Origin of the sequence: Streptomyces sp. NPDC050564 (assembly GCF_044457265.1) — a bacterium.
Taxonomy (GTDB): Bacteria; Actinomycetota; Actinomycetes; order Streptomycetales; family Streptomycetaceae; genus Streptomyces.
In genome coordinates this window covers 1-21,609 of sequence record NZ_JBITGS010000063.1, presented here as the reverse complement: position 1 = coordinate 21,609, position 21,609 = coordinate 1, and the positions used below count along the sequence as shown (strand labels likewise).

Genomic DNA, 21,609 nt, shown 5'->3' with positions numbered 1-21,609 from the left:
GCGCAGTGCGAGGTACCAGTCGTCGCTGACGAGTAGGCGCAGTCGGCAACCACCGCCCGGCAGCCGAAGCCCGCCGCCTTCCCGCGGACCGCGAGAGCGGCGGCCAGCTGCGGTTTCGTGCGGAAGGCCGGATCGGACCGGCCGCGGGCGAAGTGATGGGCAGGGGTGTAGGGAGTCGCGTGCAGCGGGTAGTACACACGGCCGTCGGTCCACACCGTGGTCACTGTGACGATGCCGTTGTCGGTCTTGCCGTACCGGCCCAGCCACTGCCGGCCCACGTGCGCGGTCGCCGTGCCGTCCTTGCGGTCCCCGGAGTCGTCGATCACGATGACCCCGCCCTCGTGCGGAGCCGTCGCCGGCTCCTCGCGCAGCAGTTCAAGCCGCCGGTCGTTGATGTACTCGGCCTCCCAGGGGGACTCGGACAGGAAGAACTGCAGCCGCTGCACCCGCGGCGTCCCCGCTCCGGTCACCGGCTCCGCGCCTGCCAGGCAGGTGATCGTCTTGTTCCGCTCCCGCGGCGCCATTAGTCCGGTCAGGTACTCGCGAAACCCTCGCCGCTGGGCCAGGCTGAAGAAGAGGTCGTCGAACCGGGCCCGCGTACTCCCCCAACGGCCCCGGCGCGGGCGGACACGGACGGCGAGCAGTCATCTTCAGCCTCCAGCAAGGCAGTTGACTCCTACCACCGGCCTACGACCAACCCGACCTGTCGTCAACCCGCACCACCGCCGGATTTAACGAACTACCGATAGGAAGGGGCCCGGCCGACACCGTGTGTGGGCCGGGCCCCTTCGTCAGGTCAGTTCCGCAAGGACCAGTGCTGGTTCGCACCGCCCGTGCAGCTCCACACCTGAACCTTCGTGCCGTTCGCGGTCCCCTGGCCGCTGGCGTCCAGGCAGAGGCCGGACTGTGCCGCTGTGATGGTGCCGTCGGCGTTGACGTTCCACTGCTGGTCCGCCTCCCCGGTGCAGTCCCAGATCGCCGCGGGGGTGCCGTTGCCCGCGGACTGGCCCACGCCCAGGCACTTGTTGCCGTAGACCACCAGCTGCTTGCTCGCGGTCTGGGTCCAGCGCTGGTTGGAGCCGCCGTTGCAGTCCCACAGTTGGGCCTGCGTGCCGTTGGCCGTCGTGAAGTTGTTGATGTCGAGGCAGCGCCCGGACTGCTGGCCGACGATCTCCTGGTTCCCGGAGGGCGGTGGCTGGTCCGAGCCGAACTGCGTGAAGAACTGCCACACCGCTCCCGACGTCCAGGTGTGCCACCCGTCACCGGTGGAGCCGTCGATGGGCCCGGGGTCGTGGCCCGCTCCGTCGAACGCGGCCCAGACGACGGGGTGCCCGGAGGTGCAGCCCGAGTAGGTGGTGATGATGTGCGTCAGGCTGCCGTAGGCGGGCTCGGGCGGGTTCTGCGGGGTGCAGCCGTTCGCCCGGACGAAGGTGTCACGCAGTTCGCGGCCCAACGAGATGGGCAGCACGTTGTCCCTGATGCCGTGGAGACCCATGTAGGCGATGGGCTGGGTGCCGCCGTTGCACCCGCTGAGGTTCGCCCCGGAGTAGACCGCGACCGCGCGGAAGACCGTCGCCCGGGAGCAGGCGAGGGCGTAGGACATCCCGCCGCCGTAGCTGAAGCCACCGGCGAACAGCTGGGTGGTGTCGACGCACAGGCCTGCCTCGATCTGGTTGACCATGGCGTCCACGAAGGCCAGGTCCTGCCCGCCGGAGTTCGCCCAGCCGTTGTCGATGCCCTGGGGGGCCACGAAGATCGTGCCGTTGTTCGCGGCGTCCGCCAGGCGCCGCAGGCCGTAGTAGGACCAGTTGTAGCCGTCCGTCCCGCCCGAGTCGACGTCGTTCGCCGTGCCGCCCCGCCAGTGGAAACCGAAGATCAGCCGGTACGGGTGGTTGCTGTCGTACCCGGCCGGGACCCGCAGGATGTAGCTGCGGTTCAGACTGCCGACCTGGATGGTGTGGGTGCCGCTCGTCAGCGCCGGGGCCTTTCCGCAGCCGGCGGTCGCCGAGACGGCGGCAGCGGCGGTGGTCTTGGCCGGTGCGGGCGCGTCAAAGTCTCTGCTGAACGATGTGCCCGCGGCTGACAGCACGAGAAGTACCGCAGCCGCGATGGCCGTTAAGAGTGGTATCCGCTTCATGTACTCCTTCTTCCGGGTCTTCTTCCGTCGTCACACGCCGGTGATCGTCCACGCGTTGTTGGTACTGGAGTTGGGCGCCCACATCACCGCGGTCGAACCCACCGTGGTGCTGCCGCTGCCGTCGAGCGCGGTGCCGGTGCCACGGTTGACGATCTGGTAGCGGCCGCCCCCGAGGTTGTTGAGGGACCACTGCTGGTTGTTGCCGCCGTTCCACGCCGCCTGACGGGCGGGGGCTCCGTTGGCGGCATTGCCCCAGCTGTCGGCCGCCATGCCGTTGGTGCGGTTCATGATCCGGTAGTAGCCGTTGCCGAGGTCGATCAGCTGCCACTGCAGGTTGGTGCTGCCGTCGTAGTTCCACTGCTTGAGGCTGGAGCCGGAGGCGACGCCGCCTCCGCTGTCGAGCACGAGGCCGCTGGTGACGTTGGCGATCTTCACCCAGGTCGTGGAGCCGCCCGGTGGGCCGAGGACGGGGATCTCTCCGGAGAAGGTGAGCTTGACCGTGTACGCCAGGGCGTTGAACGGCGGGTTGGACGAGGGCATGACCAGGTGCAGGCCGGAGGCGTCCTGGGTCGGTGCGGGCAGATTGACGTACGTACCGGCGGCGTTGTCGAGCAGTTGGGCGCGGGTCAGGCTGCTGAGGTTGATCTGGTTCGAGTTCAGTGTGGTGATGGTCAGGCTCGCGCCCTGCCAGCCCAGTGCGGTGGCGTACAGGACCTTGTTGTCCTGGCTGCGGGTGAACCGGACGTCCTGCGGTTTGCCCGCCACCGGACCGCTGAAGGAACCTCCGCCCATCTTGGTGGGACCTTCGCCGTAACTGGTCCAGGAGCGGGTCCCGTAGACCGCCTCGCCGAAGCGGCCGAGCCAGTCCCCCATGCCGAGCAGGACCGACTGCTGCCCGGAGGGGATGGTGCCGTCGGCCTTGGGCGCGATGTTCAGCAGCATATTGCCGCCTTTGCTGACCCGGTCGATCAGCGAGTGCAGCAGGGCCTGCGTCGAGTAGTAGCCGATGCCCTCCGTGTAGCACCAGCTGGAGGAGGAAATGCTGTCGTCGGTCAGCCAGTACGGGGTGAGCAGTCCCGCCGGGCCGCCGCGCTCGAAGTCGAAGACCTCGCCCTTGTTGTCGAGCCCGTCCTTGTAGGTCGCGACCACGTCCTTGTTCCAGGCGACCGCCTGGTTGTAGTAGTGCGCGAGGAACTGCAGCCGGTACGACTCCTGCACCAGGTTCAGGTCGAAATCCTGCCAGACCAGGTCCGGTTGGTAGCCGTCGATGACCTCGACAAGCTTGTCGTACCAGAGCTTGTTCTCCGCGGTCGCGCCCTGCTGTCCGTAGAGGATCCGCAAGGTCGGGTCCGACTGGGACGGCACATGGTCGTAGAAGCCGTTGAAGTGGTACGCGTGGTGCAGCGAGGCCATGAACTTCAGTCCCTGCCCACGGATGGCCTGCGCGTGCTGTGCGACGAGGTCGAGCTTGGGGCCGTGCCGCACCGAGTTCCACGGATTGGCGCTGCTGTTCCACATGGAGAAGCCGTCGTGGTGCTCGGCGACCGGCCCGGCGAACCGCGCGCCAGCGGCCTTGAACAGCCGGGCCCAGGCCTCCGGGTCCCAACTGCCGCCCTGGGAGACCAGTTTGGGGGCGAACTGCACGAAGTTGCCGGCCTTGTCGCGGGCACCGTCGATGAAGTTGTTGTACGGCCACACCGAGGGGTCGCCGTAGGTGGCGATGTGGTGCGTGTTCTCGTTCGAGCCGCTGATGTACATGTTGCGCGGATACCACTCGTTGCCGTACGCGGGGACGCTGAAGACGCCCCAGTGGTAGTAGATGCCGAACTTGGCGTCCTCGAACCAGGCCGGGGCCGGGGGGTGTTGGTCCACGGAGGACCAGCTCGGGGTGTAGCTGACGGGTCCGTCGGTCGCGGCCGCCTCCGGCGCGAACCGCAACAGGCCGAAGGCCGCGGCCGCGCCGGTCGCCGCCAGCAACCGGCGTCTGCTGATGGGGAGAGGGGAGGAGGTCATACGGAGCCTTTCAGCGTCAAGGGGATCAACTCGGGCCGTCAGCAGGTCAGTTACGTGTCCACTTCTGGTTGCTGCCGCCGGTGCAGGTCCACAGTTCGAGGAGGGTGCCGTTGGCCGTTCCCGCGCCGGTCGCGTCCAGGCACAGACCGGACTGGGCGCCGGTGATCGTGCCGTCGGCGTTGAGGGTCCACCTCTGGTTGCCGCCTCCGTTGCAGGTCCAGATGTCGACCTTGGTGCCGGGGCTCGTGCCGCCGCCCGAGGCGTCCAGGCAGGCGTTGCCGTAGACCCGTAGCTCACCGGTCGAGGTGCTGGTCCACTGCTGGTTGCCGCCGCCGTTGCAGTCCCACAGCTCCACCTGGGTGCCGGGTGTCTGCGACTGGTTCGGCACGTCCACGCACCGGCCGGAGCCGACCCCGACGATCGGGGACACCGTGCCGCCACCGCTTCCGCCGCTGCCCGGGGTGAGGGACAGGTTGTCGAACTGCGCCGTCTCCCCCTGGCTGGTCGCGTAGCCGACCTGTCCGGCGGCCCACGTTCGGTCGTTCACGGAACCGACCGTGGAACCGTCGATGACGGCCGTGATGGTGGTGTCGGAGAAGGTCAGCGCCAGGGTGTGCCACCGGTTGGTGCCGAGGGCCGTCGTCGTGCCGTGGGCGAGCGTGGTGACGCCGCCGCTGGTGCCGGAGCTCAGGATCGACCACGCTCCGGTGTCGCTCACCCGCAGGTGGTAGGCGTTCAGCCCGCCCGTGCTGTTGTAGTCCTGGGCGCCCGCACGGCCCAACAGCTCGGCGTATCCGGCCTGTTCAAGCAGTACGTCGGACGACACCGTGTAATTGCTCCAGCTCACGTCGCCGAGCAGGGCGTGCGGATCGGACAGCGCGTCCCAGGTGATCGGCTTCTGCGGACTCATCTGGCGTACGCACCTGCCGCTGCGGCCGCCGCCACAGCCCGCCACCTCGAAGGCGCCCTGCCAGTCCATGAGGTACTTCGCCTCGGTGCCGGCCGTGTAGCCGTCGAAGGAGTCCTTGTACGGCAGACTCATCGCCGCGGAGGCGGGTCCGGTGGCGGTGCCCTTGCCCTGACCGGTCGTGGTGGTGACGGTATAGACGTGGTGGGGCTGGACCGTCAGGCTGAAGCCGCCGCCGGACGGGGTGACGTCGGCGCCGTGCACCAAGTAGTCAGTGGAATTCCCGGAGTTGACGTCCGTCGACCAGACGTGGACGGTTCCGGTGGACAGTCCTCCGGTGACGTTGAAGTTGAGCGTCTGGGCGCTGCCCGCGTCCATCGTCTCGATGACCGTGGAGTAGTCGGAGTTGTTCGTGGACTTCAGCGAGACGTAGCTGCCGTTGTTCCGGTTGCCGCCGATATAGCCGCTGGAGGCGTCGAGGTAGTGCCAGCCCGGGGCGGTGAACTGGGTGGTGTGCGCCATCACCCAGGCGTTCTTGCCGATCGTGTAGTGCCCGGACCACGGCTGCGAGGCCAGGGCGAGGCCCATGGTGGGATACGGCAGGTTGGGCGTGATCGCCGCGACCACCGGCCAGTTGAGATACGCGGTCATCCGGCCGTCGATGTATCCGCGGTTGATGCCGCGGGCCACAGCCGGGGCTCCCCCGTTGTAGTCGTCCGAGCCGTTCTCGCTCGCCCACAGCTGCTTGCCGGACGAGGTGGCGGCCGACGGCACGGAACAGGAGGACTGGGAGGACCGGTAGCCGCAGGGGTAGTGGGTGCCGATGGCGCTCACGGCGGAGGCGAACGCCGGGTCGGAGTTGATGTCGTTCGCCACGGCCCAGTCCGAGTCGGCGGCGACGATCTTCACGCTGCCGTAGCCGTTGCTGTTGAGCGCGCTGCGCAGCTGCTTGTACCAGGAGACGTTGTAGCCGCGCTCGTTCCAGCCGCCGAGGTAGTCGATGGCGAGCCCGTGCTGTTTGGCGCAACCCAGCCACGAGACAAGGTAGTTGACCATGTCGGTGGACCAGAAGTTGCCGCCGCCGATCCATCCCGGGGCGCCCCACGCGAGCCCGTACAGCTTGATGTTCGGGTTACGCGCTTTGGCCTGCTCCATGAGCCACCACTCGTAGCCCCGGTCGCAGTTGAGGTCGGAGCGGGTGTGTTGGTGGCTCGGCTCCGCGCCAGAGGTGGAGTTGGTGTCTCCGCCGATCTCGGCCTTGAGGATCTGCAGGGAGGCGCCGTAGCCGGGCTTGAAGAGGTAGTCGAGGACCTGACCGCGTTGGGGCTCGGGATAGTCGATCAGGAGTCTGCTGTTGCCGCCTCCGCCGCTGATCGCGCCGACACCGTCGAAGGTCCGGCCGCCGGACGCGCCGTCGATGGTGAGGGAAGTGGCGGCCTGAGCCGGACCGGCGGCCGTTCCCACAAGGCCGCCGGCGGCCAGGACGAGGCCCGCGAGCACGACCGTCGAGGCGCGCATACGCCGCCACAGCCGTCTGAATGCTGACACGTTACGTTCCTTTCGCAGATCGGAGATGTCCACGTCGGGTGCGGTATCAGCGGACTGCGAAGTCCTGGTTGGTGCCCGGCGCGTTCTTGCACTGCCACTGGTCCAGCTGCTGGCCCGCGGTGCTGGCGGCACGGTAGACGTCCAGGCACAGGCCGCTGTTCCGGTTCTGGAAGGAGTACGAGCCGTCGGACTGACGCACGGGCAACCACTGGCCGTTGGCCGACGCACCCGGGGCCTGCTGGACGATGTCGGGAGTGCCTGCCGTCGTGGAGCTGTCGGCGACCGCCACGTCCAGGCCGGAGCTCTGGGCGCGCAGTTCGCCGTAGCCTCCCGAGCCCGCTACGAACTGGAACTGCTGATTGCTCTGCCCGTTGCACGTCCACTGGTCGATCGCGGCGCCCGCACTGGAGGAGTTGCCGTACACGTCCAGGCACAAGTCGACGTGGGTGGCGACGAGTTGGTGGTAGCCGTCCGGGAAACCACCACCGCCGGCCGAGGCCGGGGTCACATACACGGAGAACGCGTCGTGCGCGCTCTGGAACGTGAACGGCACCGTGATGGAGCCGCCCGAGGCGCTCACGTTCTGGTCGTACACGGTCTGGGGCGCACCGAGCGGCCCCTGGTCGGGGATGCGGTGCACGGTGACGTGCACGCTGCCGTTGTCGGTCAGCCAGGGCGCGGACGACAGCCCGTCGAAGGTCACGGACGCGGCGCCGGTGTAGCCGCCTGAGTCGCCGATGACGGCCACCGCCCGGTTGTTGACGGAGTCCTCGGAGGCCGCGATCGCGGTCGAGCCGACCTGGCCCGAGGTGTCGACGAGGGTGCCGGTCATGTCGGCGTAGTCCCGCATCGCCCACCAATTGCCGGTCGGCTGCCAGCTGCCGCCGCTCTGGGTGAGCACACCTGTCAGGTTGGGTATCACGCAGCACACCCAGTTGCCGCGCATCGCGTTGGCGTACCCGGACTGCGCGAACCGCGCGAGGTACCAGGCCGTGACCCCGGCGGTCTGCCGGTCGGCGGGCTGGTACTCGTTCGCGGACAGCGGCAACTGGCCGATGCCCGCCGAGGTCAGGGCGGATCGCAGGCTCTGCGCGACGGTGACCGGGTCGTCGACGTCGCCCTCGTCGTGGTTGGTGATCATGTCGGGCACCGTCCCGGCCGCCTTCACGTGCGCGAGCCAGGTCTGCCACTGCCCCGCTCTGCCCTGCGGGGTGAACGCGAAGGACGGGCCCACGATCTTCGCGCCGGGGGCGATGCGCCGGATCTCCCGGTAGGCGGTGTCCCACATCTGGAAGTACTGGGCGCTGTTCACACCCCGGGTCCAGAAGGAGGAGATGTCCGGCTCGTTCCAGATGTCGTACGAGAAGGTCAGGCCGGACGCCTGCAGCGGGCCCACCGTCGCGTCGATGAAGCTGATCCAGTTCGAGCAATCGCCGTTGTCGCAGGGGTACTTGGTGTTCGACGGCTGGCCGCCGTTCGCGCCGTAGATGTCGCTGACGAGCACCTGGTACTGGGCGTGATAAGGCGGCCTGGTGAGCCGTTTCGCCTGGGAGGCGATCGAGTCGAGGTCGGCCTTGGTCGCCGAGCTGTTCTGGTAGTTGTCCTTGATCCAACCGCCCGAGAACCATCCGCCGCCGCGGAACGCGTTGATCCCCAGCGGCTGGAGGTACTGGTCCGCGGGCTGGCTGCCGTCCTCGTTGATGCCGTAGAGGAAGCCCTCCCCCACGCCGGTCGACGGCCCGCGCGTCGACGCCAGGTTCACGGTCAGTGTCGTGGCCGCGGCGCCCTGGCTCGGGGCCGTCGAAAGGAACGCCAGCACGAGGGCCAGGACGATGCCTGCCACCAGTGCGGGACGGCCGGGTCTCACTCTCGTCCTCATCCGATCCTCCACCGGTCAGCTCAGCGACCATTTCTGGTTGGGTTGGCCGTTGCAGGTCCACAGCTGTACGCGCGTGCCGTTGGCGGTGGCGGCGCCCGTCACGTCCAGGCACAGGCCGGACAGAGCGCTGGTGATGGTGCCGTTGCTGTTGAACGTCCACTGCTGGTTGGACTGTCCGTTGCAGGGCCAGGTGATGACCTTGGTGCCGGGGCTCGTGCCCTTGTCGTAGGCGTCCAGGCACAGTTGGCTGCTGCCGGAGTACACGGTGAGCTGGTCGCTCGCGGTACGGGTCCAGGTCTGGTTCACCGCGCCGTTGCAGTCCCAGATCTGCAGCTGCGCACCAGCCGTCGTGGACGCGCCCGGCACATCGAGGCACTTGCTCGCACCCACGGCGTGCACCGCGCCCGTCGTGCCGCCTCCCCCGCTTCCCGTCCCGTATCCGGCGGCGGTGATGGCGGCCTGGACGGCGTTCTCGGTGGCGTCGGAGGGGTAGCCCGCCGTCATCGCGCTCTCGAAGAACTCTCCGACGCCCGAGACACTGTTGTCGCCGCCGGTGCCGAGCAGCACGGAGCTGTCGACCTTCATCGGCGAGTACCCGTTCGGCAAGGGACCGGAGAAGGTGGTGGTCAGGCCGCCGCTCGCACCGTTTCCGTACTTGAGGGTGAAGTTGGTGGTGCCGTTGTTCTTCAGCCACGCGCTGACGAACGGATAGTGCACGCCCTGGTTGTTTGGGTCTTTGTTGGAGCCGGTGTTGGTGTGGAACATGCCGCTCTCCAGGTCGGCCTCGACCCACGAGCCGCTGCCGGTGCAGCCGCCGAACCAGCAGGCGTTGCCCCAGTAAATGGCGTTCATCGTGGCGTTTCCGGTGTCGGTGTGGGTGTTCTCACCGCTGCCGTAGTCGAAGCAACACCACTGGTTCGTGTAGTTCGACGAGGTCACCATGTAGATGCCTTCGGGCTGGGAGCCGGTGGCGACACCTTTCGCGTGGTCGATCCGGTAGCCGACGCCTTGTTTGACCTTGACCCCGAAGACCTGGTGACCGGCCGCGGTCACCGGCAGGGCCATCGCGTCGGCCCCGATGTCGGAGCCGTTCGGGCCGGGGCCCTTCCAGTAGCCGCCCCAGGAGATCGGCAGGTCGTTGTGCAGGGCGGTCTGGTCGTAGATCTTCGTGATCGTGCAGGAGGTGCCCGCGCAGAACGACACCTGGGACGCGGCGTCGGCGTACCCGCCCGAGGTGAGCACTCCGATGTCACGGTAGGTGTGGTCGGAGTTCCGCTGGATCTGGTAGAGCGGTCCGTTGTACGCGGCGAAGAGCGCCCTGGTCGTGGCATGTGCCGTGACACATGGTGTGCCCCCCGCGGCGTAGATGTCGCAGGGCAGGGACGCGTCGGCCGCCACGGAGGCGTGGACGGCCGGGTGAGCCTCGGTCGGCGTGCCGAACGCCGGTGTGCCGAGGACGGCCAGGCCCATTGCCAGCGCTATCAGGAACACGGCCGGGAATCGCCTTCGTAGGCGCGGGAATCGCCCTTCTCGGCGATCGGCTAATGATCCGGGCATGCGGGTCTCCTGAGTGGGGGTGCCGGTGATGAAGAGGAAAGGGGCGGGGTCAGCCCAGCGTCCACCGCTGGCTGCTGCCTCCGTTGCAGGTCTGCAGCTCGACGAGGGCGCCGTCAGCCGTGGCTCCGCCCCTGACGCCCAGGCACAGTCCAGACTGGGTGCCGGTGATCGTGCCGTCGGACTTCAGCGACCACTGCTGGTTCCGCTGGCCATTGCACTGCCAGATCTCCACCTTCGTCCCGGGCGTGGTCTGGTTGTTGTACGCGTCCAGGCACATCTGGCCGCTACCGGAGTACACGGTCAGCTGGTCGGAGGTGGTGTGCGTCCAGGTCTGGTTGGCGCCGCCGTTGCAGCTCCAGATCTCCACCTGGGTTCCGGGGGTCGTGGTCGAGTTGGGTACGTCCAGGCACTTGGCCGCGCCGACCGCGTGCAGCGCCCCGGTCACGCTGGTGCCTCCGCCGCCGCTGGTGCCGCCCGCGACCCGGTACATGACCGTGCCGTGCGCCGGTACCGAGGCGCTGATGGTGCCGGAGGTGGTCGACGTCGCGCCGGACCACAGGTCGGTCAGGGTGTAGGCGGACGCCCCGGTCTTGCCGATCGCTCCTGCGGTGGTGCTGATAGTCGCCGTGGATCCCGTCTCGTTGAACAACGCGACCGACACGTCCCCGTTGGCAAGCGGCTTGGCCAGGACGTCCAGGCCGTTCGAGGAGGACACCATCGTGCCCTGCTTGCCGAGCGGGTCCTGGTCGACCGCGATCACCCGGGAGTTGGTCAAGACGGACAGGGTGTCCGCGCTCGCCGAGGGAATGTTCGTGCCCGCGATGAGCGGCGCGGCCATCTCCGCCCACAGGCTGAACTCGCTGCGGTTCTCGGTGGCCGTCATCGAGCCGTTGCCGATCTCCAGCATGTCCGGGTCGTTCCAGTGCCCGGGTCCGGCGTACGAGGCGAGGCCGACGTTGCTGTGGAAGATCGACAGCATGCTGGAGTAGGTGGGGCTGATGTCCCCGGTCGTACGCCAGCTGTTGCCCACGTCCGCACCCCAGGTCCACACGTTCTCCTGGCCCCAGTTGCACAAGCTGTACAGGATCGGCCGGCCGGTGGCCGCGAGCGCGTCCCGCATCGCGGTGTACCGGGTCCGCGCCGGGACGCCGGTGTTGTTGCAGTTGTCGTACTTCAGGTAGTCCACGCCCCACGCCGCGAACGACTGCGCGTCCGTGCTCTCGTGCCCGAGGCTGCCCGGGTATCCGGCACAGGTGGCGGTGCCCGCGTCCTCGTAGATCCCGAGCTTGAGGCCCAGCGAGTGCACGTAGTCGGCGGTGCCCTTGATGCCGTCGGGGAACTTAGCCGGGTCCGGCACCAGATGACCACCGGAGTCCCGGCTATGGGTCATCCAGCAGTCGTCGATGTTGACGTAGGAATAGCCCGCCGCCTGCATGCCGTTGGTGTGCATCGCCTGGGCGGTGGACTTGATCAGCGATTCGGAGACGTTGCAGCCGTACGCGTTCCAGTCGTTGAAGCCCATCTGCGGGGTCGGCGCGAGTCCGTTGCCGAGGGCGGCAGCAGGCTGTGCCGTGCCTAGGGAGATGAGAGGGACGGCCACGCTGAGCAGCAGGGCGGAGAAGGCGAGCGCCAGGGTGCGGCGCAGGGGCAGCAACCGGGGATACCGGGCTCTCGCGGCGATTGTGGGCATAAGACATCGACTCCTGGGGCGAGTTGAGGGTTCTGCGGTCAGCGGTAGCCGGCGGCGTTGACGTTGGCCTGCACCGCGTTGTCGGCCGCGTCGGAGGGGTAGCCCGCGACCACGGCTCCCTCGTAGAAGGTCCCGGCGCTCAGGTTGGCGCCGCCGCCGGGCTTGCAGCAGTCGCCGCCGCTGCCCAGGACGATGGCCCCTTGCTTCTTCATGGGGCTGTATCCGCTGGGCAGTCCGCCGTCCCAGAGGGTGGTCAGACCTCCGGTCTGCGCGTTTCCGCCCTTGAGGGCGAACCTCGATGTGCCGTTGTTCTTCAACATCGCGGTGACGAACTTGCTGGGAAACGCCCGCTGGTTGGTGTTCCAGGACTGGCTGCCGCCGGAGTACAGACCCCATTCGAGATCGGCCTGCACCCACGGACCGCTGCCGGAACAGCCGCCGAACCAGCACTCCGTACCGAAGTTGATCGCGTCCATCGCCCCGGCCGCGTCGGCCTTCCGGGTCGTCTCACTGTTGCCGTAGTCGAAGCAGCAGCCGTTGTTGACGTGGGTGCCGCTGGTCACCATGTACACGCCCTCGGGTGCGGAGCCGGTCGGCACCCCGGTCAGGTGACCGTCCCGCCAATAGCTGTTCCCGGGGTTGATGTACAGCGAGTACGCCTTGGTGCCTCCGGCGGTCAACGATTCGGAGGTCGCTTTCGCGGGGCTGCTCTGGCTCGACCCAGGAACCTGGTCGGAGCCCTGGTACCACAGGTCGTTGCCGTGCCCTGACTGGTCACGGACGACCGTGGTCACGCACGAGGTGCCTGCGCAGAACGCGTCCTGCGCCGCCGCGTCGGCGAAGCCGCCGGGCGCCAGCACACCGATGTCCCTGGTCGCGCTGTCCGAGGCGCGCCTGACCTGGTAGAGCGAGCCGTTGTACGAGTGGTAGAGCGCCCGCACCGTGCTGTGCGCAGCCACACACGGCGCACCGCCCGCGGCATAGATGTCACACGGGCCCGACCCACTGGACGGCGGGGTCGACGCGGTCCACTTCTGGTTGCTCCGGCCGTTGCAGGTCCACAGGATGACCGCGGTGCCGTTGGCCGTTCCCGCGCCGCTGACGTCCAGGCAGAATCCGGACGCGGCACCGGTGACGGTCCCGTCGGAGTTGTGCCGCCACAGCTGGGTGGCCCGCCCGTCGCACGCCCGGATGACCGCTGCGGCACCGGGAGTCGTCCGGGTGTCGTACGCGTCCACGCACCGGGTGCCGTTCATCGTCCTCAGCTCGCCCGCCGTCGTGAACTCGAAGGACTGGTTGGTCTGGCCGTTGCAGTCCCAGATCTCCAGTGCGGTGCCGGACGTGTCGACGTTGCCCTTGACGTCCAGGCACCGGCCCGACGCGGCACTGACCAACGGCGCCGCGGATGCCTCCGCCGACCGACTCGGCGCGATCGCGAGCACCATGGCCAGCAGTGCCATCGCGCAGACGGCCGCGGCCGCCGGCAAGCGTGAGAGGCGAGCCGCGGGGCGGCAGGGCGGAGCGGATGAAGGCTGCATTCCGTGTCCTCGGATCTGCGGGGGATGGGGGACGGAGAGTGCCGTGCCTGTCCGCACGAAGCGGAAGGAGATGCGCAAGGGGCGTCTTCCGTTCCCGTCGGCGCGCCCTCAGGCGCCCACAGGGAACACTCAGACATCCCATGTCACACAGTGATCCCACGGGCCCAACCTCTCGTCAATAGGCCTGACTTGGCGGCCACCGACCCGATCCATCCCATGTTTCACCCTTGGTCGGGCCGCTGGGCGGGCATGCCGAATCCCGCGTCCGGCGACGGTCTCCGTGCCGGGCTCGGGTGTTCGTCAGACATCAGGAGTCAGGCGTCAGGAGCGGGCGTCGGAGCCGGTCGCCTCACTTGAAGTTCCAGTGCTGGTTGGCACCGCCGTTGGAGTCCCAGATCTGGACGGGGCTGCCGTTGCCGGTCTGTCCGGCGGGGAGCTCCAGGGCCCGGCCGGAGGCGACGTTGATCAGGGTGTACGAGCCGTCGCCGTTCTTGCTCGCCCGCCAGTGCTGGTTGGCGCCGCCGTTGGAGTCCCAGATGGTCACCCGCGTGCCGTTGCCGGTCTGGCCGCCCGGCTCGTCGAGCACCCGCCCGCTGGCGATATTGGTCAGGGTGTAGGAGCCGTCGCTGTTCTGGTTCGCCCGCCACTGCTGGTTGGCGGCGGTGCCGTTGGCGTCCCAGACCTGCACCGTCGTGCCGTTGCCCGTCTGCCCGGACGGAACGTCGAGCACCCGGCCCGCGGCGACGTCGGTCAGCGAGTACACGGTGCCCGAGACGGGGCCACCACCCGGGTTCCCCGAACCGCCGCCGCCCAGCGCGGACAGAACGGCGTCATAGGCGGGCTTCTTGTTGCCGCTCCCGTCGAACAGCAGCGGGTTCTCCCCCGTGCGCCACGAGTCGGTGTCCCTGATGCCCCATGTGGTGATGCCGGTGCAGCGGGCTACGTTCATGCACGCCTTGACCGTGTTCGCGTACGCCGTCGGCGAGGCCTGCGCGATGTCCAGCTCGGTGATCTGTACGTCGACGCCGAGCGCGGCGAAGTTCGACAGCGTGGTCTGGAAGCTGGCGGGCGGTCCGCCGGCACCGAAGTGGGACTGGAAGCCGACGCAGTCGATGGGCACGCCACGGGACTTGAAGTCGCGCACCATGTTGTAGACGCCCTGGGTCTTGGGGGACGACCAGTCCTCTATGGAGTAGTCGTTGTAGCAGAGCTTGGCCGCCGGGTCGGCCGTCCGCGCGGTGCGGAACGCCTCCTCGATGAAGCCGTCGCCCAGCACGTTCTGGAAGACTGAGGAGCGGTGCCGGCCGCTGCCGTCGTCGGCGAACGCCTCGTTAACCACGTCCCAGGCGTAGATCTTGCCCTTGAAGTGGGTCATCTCGGTGGTGATGTGGTTGTCCATCACGCTGCGCAGGGTGTTCGCGTCGCCGATGGAGCTGACCCAGCCGGGCAGTTGGGAATGCCAGACCGTGGTGTGCCCGCGCATCCGCTGGCCGTGTGCGAGGGCGTGGTTGACGATCTGGTCGGCGGGCCCGAAGTTGAAGTTGCCGCGGGACGGTTCGGTGGTGTCCCACTTCATCTCGTTCTCCGGGGTGATCATGTTGAATTCCCGGTCGAGAATCGTGGAGTACGTCGAGTCGCCGAGCTTCCCGGCGGCCACGGCCGTGCCGAAGTAGCGGCCGCTGTCGGCCGCCGCCGCGCCCAGGGTGCTGGACGCCGCGTGGGCGGCGGGGCTCGCGGGACCGGCCAAGGCCAGCGCCGTACCGGCTGCCAGACCTGCGGCCAGGGCCAGGGCTCTGCGCGGGCGGGCCTCTCTGGTGAGCCAGAACATGAGGGATCAACCTCCTTGGGTGTGGGGTGGAGACACCGGGGACGATGTGCCGGTGCCACGGAGCGGGTCGGATCAGGTCAGCGAGCCGAAGGTCACGCCGGTGCGGTCCACTTCTGGTTGGCGCCGCCGTTGCAATCCCACAGGACCAGCTGCGTTCCGTCCGTGGTGGACGAGTTCGGGTCGTCGAGGCAGCGGCCCGAGACGGGGTTGCGGTAGCCGCCGTTGTACGCCTGCCATTGCTGGTTGCTGCCGCCGTTGCAGTCCCAGATCTCGATCTTGGTGCCGTTGGCGGTGCCGCGGGCGGTGGCGTCGAGGCACTTGCCGAGCGCTCTCAGGGTGCCGTCGGAGGGTGCGGACCACTGCTGGGCGGCGGTGCCGTTGCAGGTCGCGATGTCGGCGGCGGTCCCGTTGGCGCTGTTGCCGTAGTTCACGTCCAGGCACTTGCCCGCGATCCCGGAGCGCACCTGACCGCCCGTCGACACCGGCGGCTTGATCCAGCCCGCCGCGTCCGCCGCCTGCACCCCGGCGTTGAAGGCGTCCGCCATCTTGCGGAAGCCGTTGTCGTTGGGGTGCAGGGAGTCGGACAGGTCCGCGGGGGTCAGCGCGCTCATGTCGACCAGGCGTACGTGTTTGCCCGCATCCTGTTCGGCCTGGACGATCGCGGGCAACTTGGCATTCAAGGCAGGCCGGTTGGCCTCCTCGGTAGCGCTGGTGGAGACGATCACGGTGCCGACGAGGACGGTCGCGTCAGGCGCGTCGCGGGTGATCTGGTCGATGAGCGCGCGCATCCGGTCGGGGGCGGTCGGGATCTGGTAGTTGCCGTTCAGGTCGTTGGTGCCGATCTCCAGGGTGACCACGTTCGGGCGGTAGGTGGCCAGCACGGAGTCCGCTATCCCGGCGATCTGGTCGATCCGCCAGCCGGAGTGGCCCTCGTTGTCCGGGTCGGCCATGGTGCCGTTGCGCCCCGAGCCGACGAAGTCCAACGCATGCCCCTCGCCTGCCAGTTGGGCCCGCAGAAAGTCCCGGTAGCTGTTACCGGAGGGGCTTCCGACGCCCCAGGTGATCGAGTCGCCAAGCGGCATCAGGCGCAGAGGGGCGGGCGCTGCGGCTGGTTCGGCGGCGGCCGCCTGCGACACGGGTAACGCGGTGCCGACGCCGAACGCTGCGGTCAACGCCGCGGCCAGGAGTACCGAGCACTTCTTCATGGGTGTTCCTCACTGGAGCGGGACAGTGGGTGGGGATGAACGAGCACACGAACCGGTCGGTCACCTGGGCGTGAGGGTCCTGGTTGCCGCCCGCCGTGTTCTTGCAGGGCCAAAGGTCCAGCTGCTGGCCCAGGTTGCTGCCGCCGCCGTGGACGTCCAGGCACAGGCCGCTGTTCTGGTTCTGGAAGGAGTACGAGCCGTCGGACTGCCGCACCGGCCGCCACAGAGCGCCGGTCGCTCCGCTCGGGGCCTGCTGCACGATGTCGGGCGTACCGGCGGTGGTGGAACCGCCCGCCACCCCCACGACGAGCCCGGAGTTCTGTGCCTGCAACTGCCCGTAGCCGCCCGCGCCCGGCACGAACTGGAACTGCTGGTTGCTCTGCCCGTTGCACGTCCACTGGTCGATCGCGGCGCCCGCACTGCCGGAGTTGCCGTACACGTCCAGGCACAGGCTGTCGTTGCCGATCTCCAGGCGGTGGTAGCCGGTGGGGAACCCGCCACCGCCCGAGGACGTGTCGTAGCTGCCGCTGATGCCCAACAGGCTTTGCAGTCCGGGCAGTTCGACGTCGAGGCTGTTCGGGTTCTGGCCCGCCTCCGCGCGGTAGTAGAGATCGCCGGTGGACGCGTCGAGGTACCACTGTCCGGCCTGCTGCAGGAACGCGTAGTTGTTCTCCAGGTACATCTTCCCGCCGGCGAACGGCGCGTTGACGGTGTCGTAGCCCCAGGAGTTGTTGTTCCACGCGGGCTGCCGCATGGTGAGGGTCCTGCCGCTGATCGACTGGACCGGTGCGTAGCGGTCGGTGAAGGAGTTGATGCTCTCGACTTCCATGTGGCTCTGGTCCGAGAGACCGGCCAGGTAGTCGAGGGAGGAGTCGGTGACGGTCAGGCCGGTCTGGGTGAACGTGAAGGCGGAGCACGGCACTTGGACCGCCGCCCGTGATGCTTGCTTGCCGTTCACGTAGAGCTGGCGAGTGGTGATGCCGGTGCCGACGTGGACCGACCAGATGTTCTTGGTCTGATCATGCACCTGCCAACCAGTGACAGACTGGGCACCGGACACGACGGGCTGCTGCCCGGCCGCGGCCTGGTAGGTGATGGTGTGACCGTTCTGGCCGCCGTCGCCCGAGCCGAAGGCCAGCGGCTTGGACAGCCGGTAGGTGCCCCCGGCCAGATGGACGACGACGTCCGAGTCGGCCGACAGCACGTGCGCGGGCTGGCGCGCCTGGTCGATCGTGGCGAACGGCTGCCCGGCGCTGCCGTTCCCGCCGGGCGTCGCGTCCGGCGCCACGTACAAGTCGGTCGCCGCAGCCTGACGTTCAGCCGGTGCCGCGTACGCGACCCCTGCGGTGGCCGGGCCCCCGGCCAGTAGGGCGAGCAGAGCTACGGGGGCGGCCCACAGACCGCGGAGCGACGCTCTGGCTCTGGACATGGTCATCCTCCGGTGACGGAGAGGGCACGTGGTGTGGTCGTGGTGTGGTCGTCCGGTCGCGAGTGGCCCGTGACCGGCGGTGGGCCGGTCACGGACCGGTGGCGCTCAGGTCAGCTGAGGCTCCACTGCTGGTTGGATCCGCCGTTGCACGGCCAAAGTTCCGCCAGGGCGCCGTTGGCCGTGGAGGCACCGGTGACGTCGAGGCACAGCCCCGACTGGGTGCCGGTAACCGTGCCGTTGGAGTTGACCTGCCACTGCTGGTTGGCGCCGCCGTTGCAGGGCCAGGTCTCCACCTTCGTTCCCGCGGACGTCTGGTTGTTGTACGCGTCCAGGCACATCTGGCCGCTGCCGCTGTAGACGGTCAGCTGGCCCGAGGATGTGCGCGTCCAGGTCTGGTTGGCCGCGCCGTTGCAGTCCCAGATCTGCAGCTGCGTACCGGCCGTGGTAGACGAGTTCGGCACGTCCAGGCACTTGCCCGCACCCACCGCGTGCAGTGCGCCCGAGCTCGTACCACCGGAGGAGTTGGCGTATCCGGCGGCGGTGATGTTGGCCTGCACCGCGTTCTCGGTGGCGTCCGACGGGTAGCCCGAGGTCATCACGCCTTCGTAGAAGGTGCCTTGGGCGCCCTTGCTGTTGTCGCCGCCGATGCCCAGGATGATGGCTCCCTGTTTGCGCATCGGGTTGTAGCCCGCGACGTTGGGACGCACCCCGTCGTAGAAGGTGGACAGGCCGCCGGACTGCGCGTTGCCTCCGCGGATCGCCCAGTGGTTCGGGCCGCCCTTGACGATGGCGGTCGTGTACCGGTGGTTGATGGTCGGGTCGCCCGCGTTGTAGTACTGGTTGACGCCGGAGAACAGGCCGTTCTCCAAGTCGGCCATGATCCATGGGCCGTTGCCGCTGCCGTAGCCCCAGACCTTGATGTTGCCGAAGTAGATGGCCTCCATCGTGCCGTTGCCGTCGTCGTTGTTGTCGGTCTCGGCGTTGCCGTAGTCGAAGCAACAGCCGCCGTTGTAGTGCGTGCCATCGAAGATCGCGTACATGCCCTCGGGGTTGTCCCCGGTCGCGATGCCGTTGGTGTGGTCGTTGCGGTAGCCCGTGCCGGGCGCCACGTAGACGCCGTAGGCCTTGTGACCGGCCATCGTGGTGGGCGCGGCGGTCGCGTTGGCGAGGTTGTCGGGGCCGCCGGCGGCACCGCCGCCGGGTGCCTGGGTGAGGTTGTTACCGCGGCCCGACTGGTCGTAGATGATCGTGATCAGGCAGGTCGTCCCCGCGCAGAACGCGTCCTGGGCGGCCGCGTCGGCGTATCCGCCCGCCTCCAGGACGCCGATGTTCCGGGTGGTGTTGTCCGAGGCACGCCGGACCTGGTAAAGCGGCCCGTTGTACGACGCGTACAGCGCGCGCGTGGTGCTGTGCGCCGCCACGCAGGGTGTGCTGCCCGCCGCGTAGATGTCGCACGGACCTGATGTGGCGGCTCCGGCCGTGCCCGCGGTGGCCAGGGTTCCGGCGACGAGCGCGGCCGCGGCCCCCGCCCGGGCGAGCGTCCGCCACCGTACCGTCGCGAGTAACCGGTCGATGCCACCGCGCCGGGGCAGCAGGTGGCGTCTGGTACGTGTGATTCCCATCTGTACTCCCTACCGTGCCGGATTGCAGATTGGCGCTGACGTATGCGAACCGCTTGAACGTGCCGTGGTGCGGTGAGATCGCAGAGAGGTTTCGCGAAGGCAAAGCTCCCGGTTCCACAGGGTCGCCAAGGGGCCTGAGTGCCTTGTTGCCGAATCGATTCGACTGCCGATTCCCGTGGTTCGCAAGCTCTCTGCATGCCTGAAAAGTTTTCAGTGTGACGACAGGAGTGCGACGGCCCGGCTCCCGCCGTTTCTGGGCCAGGAGCCTCGGGCGTGGGGTCGACAGCCCGGCCCGGGGTATCGGCGGGACGCTCCAACATGTCGTTGAGCTGCTACGACGTCGCAACTACGGAGTTGTGGAGCACCGGTTCACAACTCACTCACAGCAGCGAAGTGACCTCTGTCCCCGCGCCGGTGCCGTATACGCGGTGCGGCAGGTCGCCGACTCCACGAACCGTCGGTCGCGTCATCCGTCGAAGCGCTTACGTCGAACCGATTCGCTCAACGCCTCCCGGCACTGCGTGGCTCCGGAGCCCACGGCGTCCGTCCGCCCCGCCCACCACGGCGCGGAGCCATGCTCGACGACGTCCACCGACCACGTCGAAAGCAGCTCCTGCGCGCGGCGACGAGTGGCCTGCCAGCCTCGAACACCGGGCTTTCCCCCTAGATCCCCTTCGCCGGCCGTTGACGGACCGTCATTCGCTGCCCTACCGTCCAAGCGCAGCGATGCCGAACAAGGTTCGAAATGTCGAATGAAGAAAGGTCCGGATGGACGGCATGGAGAAGTCCCGGCGGTCGCTGTCCGCCCTCGGGCTGCCGGAGTGGGATCTCGGGGAACTGCCCGACTCGGACAAGCGCTTCCCGGACGGCACACGAGAGCGCGTGCGACGAGCGGCGATCGGCCTTTCCGTGCTCCGTCGGCACTATCCGGAGGCCACGGCCAGTCCTGGGCCGATGAGGGCGTAAGGACGGTGAAGCACGCGATCCAAGCCCGGACATCGGCGAAGTCGTGGAAACCGTTGAGGGACTTGACGACCCGTCAGGCCAGTCCTACGTTCAGGGCCACCAAACCTGCCGAACGCTGTTCGACATATCGAGTCTTCTCACTGGGGCCGGACGGCTCGCTGGTTGAGCGCGACAGCTTGTAGCGCACTCAGCGCCTTGATCTCCTGTGGCCCCGGCACTCCACCAACACGCTTTCCAACTCTGTTGGTGGGGCGGTGGGGTGCGCGCAGAGGTGTTCACCTGGGCTCATGGGCGGCTGGTCGCCGGGTCGGCCTCGGCTCGGGATCTCGTCTGAACGGCCGTGAACGGGGCTGAATGAGACGCAAACTGAGACGGATCCAGTCCGAGAGCCCATGTGTGTTGCGCCTGATCAGTACCGCAGACGGCTACTGGTCCCGCTTGGCAAACCACTCGGCCAGAGCATCAGTGCAGCCGTGATACCACTCGTCAGGAGCTGAGTAGAAGCCCGTGGGCGCTTTCCCGCCCGCCATGATCCGCTGCACGATCATCTGGCAGTTCTTGAGCAGGGTGTCTTGTACTGGCCCAGGTCCGAAGCCCGGAACCTCCAGTGTGATCTGGTTGTGGGCCAGCACGGTCTTGGTGATCGAATAGCCGTGGTCGTAGCCGCTAGGTGAGTTGTGCCCACCTGACGCTCCCGACTGACCGTTCGTGCCCCCGTTCCACAGAGCCCACCCCAAACTGAGGATGACTAGGAAGAGGACAAGCCACGTGAGCCCCTGGAGCATGGCAGGGAGACGGCAGAACCGCCGATATACGCGAGAGGCGACATGCACACGCTCAAGGCTACCGGGTCACCGAACCCAGACGACGGGAAAGGGGTCTGCTGCAGGTTTGGGTGACAGGTTCGATCACGCGACCTGGAGGGCCGGTGTGGTCATGACGGTCTCGAATTCGATGGGGGTCAGCCGGCCGGGCGAGACTTGTCTGCGGCGCCGGTGGTAGGTCCTCTCGATCCAGGTCACGATCGCGATCCGCAGTTCCTCGCGGGTGGCCCACGCCCGACGGTCGAGGACGTTTTTCTGCAGCAGGCTGAAGAAGGACTCCATGGCTGCGTTGTCGCCTGCCGCCCCGACTCTCCCTATGGATCCGGCCATCCGGTGCCGATCGAGCGCCCGGACGAATTTCCGTGACCGGAACTGGGCGAGTTCAACCAGTCGTTGCAACACCGGGCTGTTGCAGCGAGCGTAGCTGTTCTTCGAAGACCTCGGCCGGCGTGCGCCAACCCAGGAC

12 protein-coding genes and 3 pseudogenes are annotated in these 21,609 nt (G+C 68.1%); 1 reads left to right on the top strand and 14 read right to left on the bottom strand.

Annotated elements, in window-relative coordinates; all coding sequences use genetic code 11:
* Positions 1 to 80: 80 nt before the first annotated feature.
* The 12 genes and pseudogenes from ACIBK0_RS48230 to ACIBK0_RS48175 all read right to left on the bottom strand — a co-directional run.
* Positions 81 to 524, bottom strand: a pseudogene (locus tag ACIBK0_RS48230) (transposase); the annotation flags it as partial.
* A gap of 272 nt (positions 525 to 796) precedes the next feature.
* Positions 797 to 2,137, bottom strand: coding sequence for a ricin-type beta-trefoil lectin domain protein (locus ACIBK0_RS48225; RefSeq protein ID WP_399095692.1), 1,341 nt, complete (start codon positions 2,135 to 2,137; stop codon positions 797 to 799).
* A gap of 30 nt (positions 2,138 to 2,167) precedes the next feature.
* On the bottom strand, positions 2,168 to 4,150 hold the full coding sequence (locus ACIBK0_RS48220; protein WP_399095689.1) for an alpha-L-fucosidase: 1,983 nt from the start codon (positions 4,148 to 4,150) through the stop codon (positions 2,168 to 2,170).
* A 46-nt stretch (positions 4,151 to 4,196) separates the two neighbouring features.
* Entirely contained in the window at positions 4,197 to 6,605 is a 2,409-nt protein-coding gene (locus ACIBK0_RS48215; RefSeq protein ID WP_399095686.1) for a ricin-type beta-trefoil lectin domain protein, read from the bottom strand.
* A gap of 46 nt (positions 6,606 to 6,651) precedes the next feature.
* Positions 6,652 to 8,484: an RICIN domain-containing protein gene (locus ACIBK0_RS48210; protein ID WP_399095683.1), complete on the bottom strand. Its 1,833-nt coding sequence runs from the start codon at positions 8,482 to 8,484 to the stop codon at positions 6,652 to 6,654.
* 15 nt (positions 8,485 to 8,499) lie between these two features.
* Complete coding sequence (locus ACIBK0_RS48205; RefSeq protein ID WP_399095680.1) at positions 8,500 to 10,041, bottom strand: arabinofuranosidase catalytic domain-containing protein; 1,542 nt, start codon at positions 10,039 to 10,041, stop codon at positions 8,500 to 8,502.
* Between the two features lie 49 nt (positions 10,042 to 10,090).
* Positions 10,091 to 11,731 carry a glycoside hydrolase family 27 protein gene (locus tag ACIBK0_RS48200; RefSeq protein WP_399095677.1) on the bottom strand — a complete coding sequence of 547 codons (1,641 nt, stop codon included), beginning with the start codon at positions 11,729 to 11,731 and terminating at the stop codon, positions 10,091 to 10,093.
* A gap of 38 nt (positions 11,732 to 11,769) precedes the next feature.
* Complete coding sequence (locus ACIBK0_RS48195) at positions 11,770 to 13,191, bottom strand: arabinofuranosidase catalytic domain-containing protein (protein ID WP_399095707.1); 1,422 nt, start codon at positions 13,189 to 13,191, stop codon at positions 11,770 to 11,772.
* A gap of 430 nt (positions 13,192 to 13,621) precedes the next feature.
* Positions 13,622 to 15,097, bottom strand: a pseudogene (locus ACIBK0_RS48190) (endo-1,4-beta-xylanase); the annotation flags it as partial.
* A 92-nt stretch (positions 15,098 to 15,189) separates the two neighbouring features.
* On the bottom strand, positions 15,190 to 16,179 hold the full coding sequence (locus ACIBK0_RS48185; RefSeq protein WP_399095674.1) for a ricin-type beta-trefoil lectin domain protein: 990 nt from the start codon (positions 16,177 to 16,179) through the stop codon (positions 15,190 to 15,192).
* A complete protein-coding gene (locus ACIBK0_RS48180; protein WP_399095671.1) occupies positions 16,130 to 17,731 on the bottom strand; it encodes an RICIN domain-containing protein in 1,602 nt (533 codons plus the stop codon). Before ACIBK0_RS48180 ends, ACIBK0_RS48185 begins: the two co-directional genes overlap by 50 nt.
* Positions 17,732 to 17,841: 110 nt before the next feature.
* Complete coding sequence (locus ACIBK0_RS48175) at positions 17,842 to 19,353, bottom strand: arabinofuranosidase catalytic domain-containing protein (RefSeq protein ID WP_399095668.1); 1,512 nt, start codon at positions 19,351 to 19,353, stop codon at positions 17,842 to 17,844.
* 768 nt (positions 19,354 to 20,121) lie between these two features.
* Here ACIBK0_RS48175 and ACIBK0_RS48170 point away from each other — a divergent pair.
* Positions 20,122 to 20,319: a hypothetical protein gene (locus ACIBK0_RS48170; RefSeq protein ID WP_399095665.1), complete on the top strand. Its 198-nt coding sequence runs from the start codon at positions 20,122 to 20,124 to the stop codon at positions 20,317 to 20,319.
* A 425-nt stretch (positions 20,320 to 20,744) separates the two neighbouring features.
* Here the strand turns inward: ACIBK0_RS48170 and ACIBK0_RS48165 are convergent, their stop codons facing one another.
* Both ACIBK0_RS48165 and ACIBK0_RS48160 read right to left on the bottom strand, forming a co-directional pair.
* A complete protein-coding gene (locus ACIBK0_RS48165) occupies positions 20,745 to 20,951 on the bottom strand; it encodes a hypothetical protein (protein WP_399095662.1) in 207 nt (68 codons plus the stop codon).
* A 276-nt stretch (positions 20,952 to 21,227) separates the two neighbouring features.
* Positions 21,228 to 21,521 (bottom strand): annotated as a pseudogene (locus ACIBK0_RS48160) (integrase core domain-containing protein); the annotation flags it as partial.
* Positions 21,522 to 21,609 lie beyond the last annotated feature (88 nt).